Origin of the sequence: Sphingomonas sp. (genome assembly GCF_025353885.1) — a bacterium.
Classification (GTDB): Bacteria; Pseudomonadota; Alphaproteobacteria; order Sphingomonadales; family Sphingomonadaceae; genus Sphingomonas_O.
In genome coordinates, this window is the sequence record NZ_JANXNX010000087.1 from 1 (window position 1) to 3,153 (window position 3,153).

Annotated in this window: 4 protein-coding genes and 1 pseudogene; 1 reads left to right on the forward strand and 4 read right to left on the reverse strand. The window is 60.0% G+C overall.

The window, feature by feature from the left end:
• A partial coding sequence (locus tag Q0R02_RS09850) for an integrase catalytic subunit (protein WP_293879742.1) occupies nucleotides 1-106 on the forward strand: 106 nt, incomplete at its 5' end.
• 31 nt (nucleotides 107-137) lie between these two features.
• On the opposite strand, the gene Q0R02_RS09855 is transcribed toward Q0R02_RS09850, so the two are convergent.
• The 4 genes and pseudogenes from Q0R02_RS09855 to Q0R02_RS09870 form a co-directional block, all read right to left on the reverse strand.
• A complete protein-coding gene (locus tag Q0R02_RS09855; RefSeq protein WP_293882962.1) occupies nucleotides 138-347 on the reverse strand; it encodes a hypothetical protein in 210 nt (69 codons plus the stop codon).
• Nucleotides 348-361: 14 nt separating this feature from the next.
• On the reverse strand, nucleotides 362-898 hold the full coding sequence (locus tag Q0R02_RS09860; protein WP_293882965.1) for a helix-turn-helix transcriptional regulator: 537 nt from the start codon (nucleotides 896-898) through the stop codon (nucleotides 362-364).
• A gap of 70 nt (nucleotides 899-968) precedes the next feature.
• Nucleotides 969-1,127: pseudogene (locus Q0R02_RS09865) on the reverse strand (IS3 family transposase); the annotation flags it as partial.
• Between the two features lie 180 nt (nucleotides 1,128-1,307).
• On the reverse strand, nucleotides 1,308-3,153 hold a 1,846-nt coding region (locus Q0R02_RS09870; RefSeq protein ID WP_293882968.1), incomplete at its 5' end, for a tetratricopeptide repeat protein.

Below are 3,153 nucleotides of genomic sequence, written 5' to 3' on the forward strand. Positions count from 1 at the left end.
ATACCGCACCCCGGCACCGGAAGCCGCTCCATCGCCACTGCCGCCCTCCGGTTTCGCTACGCTCCACCTCCGACCGACACTGGCGATGGAGGCAACAATGCACTAACAATCAACACGGACCACTCAGTGGGGGCCGGTCAGTAGACGTCATCCTCGGGGTTGTTCCAGACAGCGGCGAACGCGTGTGCGCTGGTGGCAGCGGCGGCACGGGTCAAGGCGCGCTCTCCGTCCTTCATGGCGATGAAGTCCACAAAATCTTCGACCTCGGCGATGCGTTCGCGGGGGAGCGCACCGATCTTGTGGATCAGGGCCTGGGGCACGGGCTTGGGATTATAGGCGGTTGCCATCGGGCATGCTCCTCTTAGCGGACCATGTGCTCGATCTGCCGCCGGGTGAGGAAGGCATCGAGCAGGGTCTTGACGATATGCTTGTCGGCATCGGGGAGATGCTCGACCGCCTGGAACTGGCGAAGCAGCTCGCGGTCGGTGACGCGGGCGGCGGCAGCATCGTCGGTTGCGCCTTCGAGCAGATAGTCGCTGGTGGTATCGAGCGAATCGGCAAGCCGCTTCAAGGTATCGCCACCGGGACGTGACGTGCCGCGCTCGAAGCGCCCGATATGGGTGTAGTGGAGACCGGCGCGTTCGCCGAGTTGCGTCTGCGACAGGTCGCGGGCCTTGCGCAGGGTGCGCAGCCGCTGGGCGAAACCTTCGGTTTTCCGGGCATTATCCAGCATCATCGTCACCATTACCGCCTGCGATGGGGCGATCATGCCGGATATGAGAGGGAATGCGACGCTTGCATGCTTGAATGTCCGCTGGATGGTCTTGGCCTGATACAGCGCGCTAGCTAGCAGATCAAGCATTGTTGCTTTATGAAAATAAATATCGGAGTCGATCATGGCGCGCATATCCGAAGGTGAGATCGAGCGGCTGAAGGCGGAAGTGAGCGGCTAACCCGGCGCGGTTCATTCCGGGTGCGATGTAATGCCATTCGACGCCCGTGTCCTGACACCAGGCCAGAACAGCATGGCTGGTCAGTTCGGTACCATTGCCGCTGACCACCGTGCATAGCAGGCCGCGACGTTCGGCGATCGTTGCCAACTCACGAACGACCCGCCGACCCGATAATAAACCTTGCCGGGTTTGTCGGAGGCTCCAACTCCCGAGCGGTGCGGATGATATTGGACCAAGCCGATTACCCGTATCGCTGGGCAGCGGTGGTTCGATCGCGGCCAAGAATCGGGTGTGCGGCGCATACGCTGCATGAGTGAGTCAAGAAAGCCGAGGTCGCGGCCCAGCTAAAAGGGCCTATATTTTGATTCCGAACCGCTCGTTTGTCTTTTGTATACTCGGCGTTATGCGGCGCGCGATCAAAAATTCCCGTGAAGCTTCGGCATCGCGGTGCATTCGAAGCAAAACTACACCGCGCAAAAAATGGCTTTGCGCAATGCCGGGTGTTGCAGCCAGTACGGCATCGAGATCGCGAAGTGAATCGTCGAAACGACCAAGACGGTACCAGACCATGGCGCGGCTATCGAGGATTGGTGTCGGATCCGAGCTGAGTTCGAGCGCGCTGGTGCAATCCCTGAGCGCCGTGTCTAGCATCACCGAGCGCGTCCCCTTCACCCAGCAACGCGCATTCATTAAACTGGGTGATCCCGGCTTTTCTGCGATCAGCGTATCAAAAAGCCTGATCGCTACTGCGGGGTCACCAAATTCTCCGATTATGGATGCCTTCTCAAGTGCATAAGCGGGGCGGGTATCGCCGCCCATTGCGATGCGCTCGTCAAGCAGCTTTATCGCTCCCGGCAAGTCATCACGTGCAGCTTTAATCCAGGCGACCCGGCCGATCGCATCGCCTGACGATGGGTCGAGCTTCCGGGCAGCCTCAGCGTCTGAGTTTGAAGCGGTAAGATCACCCATTTCGTAAGAGCTGGCCGCACGTCTCAGGTAAAGTTCGACGGACGGTGCAATAGCGATTGCCCGCGTTAGATCGTCGTGCGCACCACGTCGGTCACCGATGCCCTCGCGGAATGAAGCGCGGCTTACGTAACCGCTGATTTCGTCCGGATCGTTTGCGATTGCCTTGCCGAACGCCGAATCGACAGCCGCCACCTGCGTGGCACCTGCGGGATCGGAACCGGCCAGATCCCAGCGCCGACGCGCATTGGCAGGAGCGACAATCCTTGGCGCGCGCGCTTTTGCCGTCGCAACTTTATCCCGTTCTGATGGAATCTGCCCGGCCGGGATTTCACTACCGGTCGCGTCAATCTTTTCGTCCAGTGTCAGGAGGTTGCCCACAAGGACAGTTGTGCGCCCCAGATTGAACCCTGCAAAACTTGCTTTCATGTCGGGCTCGCCTTCGATGGCGTAGCCCTGACCGCCATCGGGTAGTTTCAGGCGCAGCCGATAATGCATTCCATAGGGAGCGGGCGTTGCTACCGGAATCGTCGTCCAGTTTGGCCGCCCACGATCTGGCGTGAAATCGATACGGTCCATTGACTGGGTCAGTCCGCGCTTTCGCTTTCGCTCGTCGTCAAACCACGGGGTGGTGGTAACGCCATGGACAACCAGCGTGACGTTTCCCGCAACCGGGTCAGGTTTAATCGTTGCGCTGCTGATCTGCATCTGCCCCAGGAAGCCCTGGAAAAACCCACCCACCGCCTCGCGCTGTTCCTTCTCGCCAAGCTGTGACTGCGCTACCGTCAGTAGGGCTGCGCGACCGCCGCGTATGATAGCTGTGGCAGTGAGCGCCGTTGGGAGATCGACGCTGGCACTCTCATCGGCATCGATCGACAGATCGATCGTGGGGCGGGCGTTCGCGTGGGTTGCGATCGTCACGAGGCCAGCACCGATCGAACGCACGGGAAGAACGTGGCCTAAGGGCGGGGTATCGCGTATATCCGCCAGGCGCGAACCGCTGCCGGTGCCGTCGAGCCAGAATGTCTCTCCACCAATAGTCGCCCGGACAAGAATATGATTGAAAGCGGCTAGGCTGGGCAGGCGGTCAGGCACAAAATCGCCGAGAGATGCATTCGCCAGCACAGGTTCCGCATCGATGTTCATAGCGTGAAGAATTGCGAGCAGAAGCAGCGTTTTGGCTTTGCAGTCGCCGTATCTGACCTGCCAAGTCCTCTCAGGTTTTTGCGGCACG

What these genes read in the sequence shown, in the direction of transcription:
- Q0R02_RS09855 (WP_293882962.1), bottom strand. Translation starts at nt 347, where the DNA reads ATGGCAACCGCCTATAATCCCAAGCCCGTGCCCCAGGCCCTGATCCAC.
- Q0R02_RS09860 (WP_293882965.1), bottom strand. Translation starts at nt 898, where the DNA reads ATGATCGACTCCGATATTTATTTTCATAAAGCAACAATGCTTGATCTG.